Annotated in this window: 5 protein-coding genes; 3 read left to right on the plus strand and 2 right to left on the minus strand. The window is 61.2% G+C overall.

Features of this window, described 5'->3' with window-relative positions; translation table 11 throughout:
- Together gbdR and BLX41_RS22035 are read right to left on the minus strand one after the other, a co-directional pair.
- Positions 1–816, minus strand: an 816-nt coding sequence (gene gbdR / locus BLX41_RS22030) for a choline metabolism transcriptional regulator GbdR (RefSeq protein WP_259745075.1), incomplete at its 3' end; no start/stop codon positions are given.
- 437 nt (positions 817–1,253) lie between these two features.
- Positions 1,254–2,630, minus strand: a complete 1,377-nt coding sequence (locus BLX41_RS22035) for an L-serine ammonia-lyase (protein WP_123726595.1) — start codon at positions 2,628–2,630, stop codon at positions 1,254–1,256.
- 427 nt (positions 2,631–3,057) lie between these two features.
- Here BLX41_RS22035 and BLX41_RS22040 point away from each other — a divergent pair, with 427 nt between their 5' ends.
- The 3 genes from BLX41_RS22040 to BLX41_RS35990 all read left to right on the plus strand — a co-directional run.
- Complete coding sequence (locus tag BLX41_RS22040) at positions 3,058–4,014, plus strand: choline ABC transporter substrate-binding protein (protein ID WP_123726596.1); 957 nt, start codon at positions 3,058–3,060, stop codon at positions 4,012–4,014.
- Between the two features lie 70 nt (positions 4,015–4,084).
- Complete coding sequence (gene choW, locus BLX41_RS22045; protein WP_060841472.1) at positions 4,085–4,930, plus strand: choline ABC transporter permease subunit; 846 nt, start codon at positions 4,085–4,087, stop codon at positions 4,928–4,930.
- The coding region (locus BLX41_RS35990; RefSeq protein ID WP_259745076.1) for an ATP-binding cassette domain-containing protein at positions 4,927–5,202 on the plus strand (276 nt) is incomplete at its 3' end. The genes choW and BLX41_RS35990, both read left to right, overlap by 4 nt.

Here is a 5,202-nt window from a genome sequence, read left to right on the forward strand (position 1 = left end):
GTAGCGCGACGGCGAACAATGCAGGTACTTCTGGAACAGCCGCTCCAGCTGCCGACGGGACACGGCGACGTACACCGCCAGTTCGTCCAGATCGATCGGCTCCTCGAGGTTGGCCTCCATCAGCGCAACAATTTCCTGGAGCTTGGGCTGGTTGGTGCCGAGCATGTGCTTGAGCGGCACGCGCTGGTGATCCTGTTCGTTGCGGATGCGTTCGTAGACGAACATTTCCGAGATCGCCGCCGACAACTCACGGCCATGATCACGGCTGATCAGGTGCAGCATCATGTCCAGCGGCGCGGTGCCGCCGGAGCTGGTGAAGCGGTTGCGGTCAAGGGTGAACAGGCGGGTGCTCATGGCGACCCGGGGGAAGGCTTCCTGCATCGACGCCAGGCATTCCCAGTGCACGCTGCAATCGAAACCGTCCAGCAGACCGGCGCAGGCCAGGGCCCAGCTGCCGGTGCACACGGCGCCGAGACGGCGCGACTGGCGAGCCTGGCTTTGCAACCAGGACACATGTTCACGGGTCACGGTGCGCTGGATACCGATGCCGCCACAGACGATCACGGTATCGAGGCTGGGGGCTTTGTGCATGGCCGCGTCGGGGGTGATTTGCAGGCCATCACTGGCCCAGACCTGACCGCCATCGACGCTGAGGGTGGTCCAGCGATACAGCTCGCGACCGGACAGTTGATTGGCCATGCGCAGGGGCTCGACTGCGGAGGCCAGGGAAATCAGCGTGAAATTGTCCAGCAGCAGAAAGCCGATGGATTGAGGCGCACGGTTCTGGGGTTGGGCCCCGGAGTTGAACGACGTCATCGCGGTATCTCCTCACACAAAGCGGGTGATGGCCTCAGGCGGAGGCTCTTTTTATGTGCCCTGCTGCTCAAGAGAGGCGGGCTTGAAATTCACAGAGCAATTGCCATGCCTAAAGTTGAATGGGCATTCAATAACTCCTGAAAACGACGTCGCGACGTGTCTACATAGCCCTTGTCAATGTGCGGATAAGAAGCGCCGGAATCACCGCGCAGAAGGCGGGCGCCAAAGCGGTGAGCAGTTAGGTAGCACTTGCGCGACCGATGCGTCGGGCAGGGACTGGCGAGTGTCACTCAAAGCGCAACCGGCCGCTGGATGCAGAGTTCCATCAGCCCGGTTGGCAACTTGTCTATTCACGACGCGCTAAAAGGTGGCGCGCCCCTCCTCTGATGAGCAATTTGGGCGCGTCGCCATCCCCAGGCAGGAGCCGGCATGCCGAATCAACACTCCACCGCACTCACCGCCAGCCCGCCGCGAGAGGTCTCTTTATATTTGTCGTGCATGTCCGCCCCGGTATCACGCATGGTGCGGATCACCCGATCCAGGGAGATGAAGTGCTGGCCATCGCCGCGCAAGGCCATCTGCGCGGCATTGATCGCCTTCACTGCGGCAATCGCGTTGCGCTCGATGCAGGGCACCTGCACCAGCCCGCCCACCGGGTCGCAGGTCAGGCCGAGGTTATGTTCCAGGCCGATTTCCGCGGCGTTGCACAACTGCTCGGGCGTGGCCCCGAGAATCTCCGCCAACCCCGCCGCGGCCATGGCGCAGGCCGAACCCACTTCGCCCTGGCAGCCGACTTCGGCACCGGAAATCGATGCGTTCTTCTTGCACAGGATGCCGATGGCTGCCGCGCCGAGAAAGAAATCCACCACGTTGGCGTCGGTCACGTCTTCGCTGAACTTCATGAAGTAATGCAGCACCGCCGGAATGATCCCCGCTGCGCCGTTGGTGGGGGCGGTGACCATGCGTCCACCGGCGGCGTTCTCCTCGTTCACCGCCAGGGCGAACAGGTTGACCCACTCCATGGCGCTCAAGGTCGAGCCGATTACATTGGGTTTGTTGAGCTCCTGCAGGCTGCGATGCAACTTGGCCGCGCGACGGCGCACATTGAGCCCACCGGGCAGGATGCCTTCGTGCTTGAGACCCTGCTCCACGCAGTCCTGCATGGCCCGCCAGAGCGTCATCAGCCCACTGCGGATCTCCTCCTCCGAACGCCAGACCTTCTCGTTGGCCAGCATCAGTTCGGCGACCCGCAGATTGTGCTTCTGGCACAGGCTGAGCAGCTCCACCGCACTGGAGAAATCGTAAGGCAGCTCGCTACGGTCCAGGTCTGCCACGCCGCTGCTGGCCTGGGCCTGATCGACGACAAAACCGCCCCCTACCGAATAGTAGGTATCGCGCAACAGCTCCCCGTCTTCACCTTCAGCCACCAGGGTCATGGCATTGGGGTGAAAGGGCAGGTTCTCGTCCAGCAGGCGCATGTCCCGGGACCAGATGAAAGGCACAGGCAGGCGTCCGTCCAGCAACAGGTTGTGGGTTTCCCTGAGCTGTTCGATGCGCGGGCCGATCAGCGACGGATCGATCGCATCCGGCCACTCGCCCATCAGGCCCATGATCACGGCGTTGTCGCTGCCATGGCCAATGCCGGTGGCCGACAGCGAACCGAACAGTTGCACTTCGATCCGCCGCACCTGCTCCAGCAGATGGCGTTCCTTCAATACCTGGACGAATAACGCCGCGGCGCGCATGGGCCCGACGGTGTGGGAACTGGAAGGTCCGATGCCGATCTTGAACAAGTCGAAAACACTGATAGCCATTACTGCGTAACTCCTCGATGAGCACAGTCCAGGCGCTGAAAACGCCCACTGACGGAGCTGCTACGCTCAAGCTGCAATCCGCCGAGAAGGGCGCATCATCAGGCTTTTACAGCGACTCGCGACGTCTGACACCGACTCACTCATGCCCACCAACGCCGCCTGGCGCAAGGCTCGGGTTCTGGGCGTTTTTTGCGGCTCAGATGCAGGAAAAAATGCCCGGAAACACTGTAAGCGACCTCACCGACACTGGATGCGACCCTCCCTGTACTGGATACGACGCACCCTGTAGGCGACAGTTTTTCACTGGTACATGATCAGTCTCGACTCGATTGCAAGGCACGGTGGTAGAGCTGTCCCCGGCACACCAACCGCCACACTTATAAGCGCGGTCCATACGCCGCCAAAAAAACATCCAGGAGTCTCCCCTATGAAAGGTTCCCCGTCGTTGTTGTTGGCCGCCATGCTGAGTCTGCCGCTTCTGGCACAAGCCGCAGAACCGGCGCAATGCAGCACCGTAAACTTCTCCGATGTCGGCTGGACCGATATCACCGTGACCACCGCCACCACCAGCGTCGTGCTCAACGCCCTGGGCTACAAGACCAAGACCACGATGATTTCCGTCCCGGTGACCTACAAGTCCCTGGCCGACGGCAAGAACATGGACGTGTTCCTCGGCAACTGGATGCCCACCATGGAAAACGACATCAAGCCCTACCGTGATGCCGGCACCGTGGAAACCGTGCGCGCCAACCTGGAAAACGCCAAGTACACCCTGGCAGTGCCCGAGTCGCTGTATGACAAGGGTCTGAAAGACTTCGCCGACATCGTCAAGTTCAAGAAGGAACTGGACGGCAAGATCTACGGCATCGAGCCGGGCAACGACGGCAATCGCACCATCCAGACGATGATCGACAAGAACGCCTTCGGTCTCAAGGACGCCGGGTTCAAGGTGGTGGAGTCCAGCGAGGCGGGCATGCTGTCCCAGGTCGAACGCGCTCAGCGTCGCGACACTGCGGTGGTGTTCCTGGGCTGGGAACCGCACCCGATGAACACGCGCTTCAAGATGAAGTACCTGACCGGCGGCGACGACTTCTTCGGCCCCAACTTCGGCCAGGCCACCATCTACACCAACACCCGCAAGGGCTATACAACCGAATGCAGCAACGTTGGCCAGTTGCTGAAGAACCTGTCGTTCACCCTGAACATGGAAAGCACCCTGATGGGCAATGTGCTGGACGACAAGATGAAGCCTGACGCGGCCGCCAAGGCCTGGCTGAAGAAGAATCCACAGGTGCTCGATACCTGGCTCGCTGGCGTCACCACCATTGACGGCAAACCAGGACTTGCAGCCGTGAAAGCCAAGCTTGAACAAGCTTCGAATTAAGTAACGCGCTTACGCCGGGCGGGTTCGCCTGTCCGGGCTGTTTTTTCCTTGCATGCGGACGTTCAATACCATGCTCACTGATCAGAAAATCCCCCTGGGCCAGTACATCGCGGCTTTCGTAGAGTGGCTGACGAAACACGGTGCCAGCACCTTCGATGCGATCGCTACCACCCTGGAAACCATGATCCACGGCGTGACGTTCGCGCTGACCTGGTTCAATCCCCTGGCCCTGATCGGCCTGATCGCCCTGCTGGCGCACCTGATCCAGCGCAAATGGGGCCTGACTGTATTTGTCGTGCTGTCCTTCCTGCTGATCCTCAACCTGGGGTACTGGCAGGAAACCATGGAAACCCTGGCCCAGGTGCTGTTCGCCACCCTGGTCTGCGTGCTGATCGGCGTGCCCCTGGGAATCGTCGCCGCGCACAAGCCGCTGTTCTACACCATGATGCGTCCGGTCCTCGACCTGATGCAGACCGTTCCCACATTCGTCTACCTGATCCCGACCCTGACCCTGTTCGGCCTCGGGGTGGTGCCCGGCCTGATCTCCACGGTGGTGTTCGCCATTGCCGCGCCGATCCGCCTGACCTACCTGGGCATTCGCGATGTTCCACAAGAGTTGATGGACGCGGGCAAGGCCTTTGGCTGTTCGCGCCGTCAGTTGTTGTCGCGCATTGAGCTGCCCCACGCCATGCCGAGCATCGCCGCCGGTATTACCCAATGCATCATGCTCTCGCTGTCGATGGTGGTGATTGCCGCCCTGGTCGGCGCCGACGGCCTGGGCAAACCCGTGGTCAACGCACTCAACACCGCCGACATTGCCCTGGGCTTCGAAGCCGGCCTGGCGATCGTGCTGCTGGCGATCATGCTCGACCGCATCTGCAAACAACCTGAAGCCAAAGTAGGGGGTGACGCATGAGCATAATCCGCTTCGATAACGTCGACGTTATCTTCTCCAAGGACCCACGGGAGGCGCTCAAGCTGCTGGACCAGGGCATGACCCGCAACGAGATCCTGAAAAAGACCGGGCAGATCGTGGGCGTGGAAAAAGCCAGCCTGGACGTGCAGAAAGGCGAGATCTGCGTGCTGATGGGCCTCTCCGGTTCCGGCAAGTCCAGCCTGTTGCGCTGCATCAACGGCCTCAACACCGTGAGCCGCGGCAAACTGTTCGTCGAACACGAAGGCAAGCAG

The sequence above is a fragment of the Pseudomonas protegens genome (genome assembly GCF_003732485.1).
GTDB lineage: Bacteria > Pseudomonadota > Gammaproteobacteria > Pseudomonadales > Pseudomonadaceae > Aquipseudomonas > Aquipseudomonas protegens_B.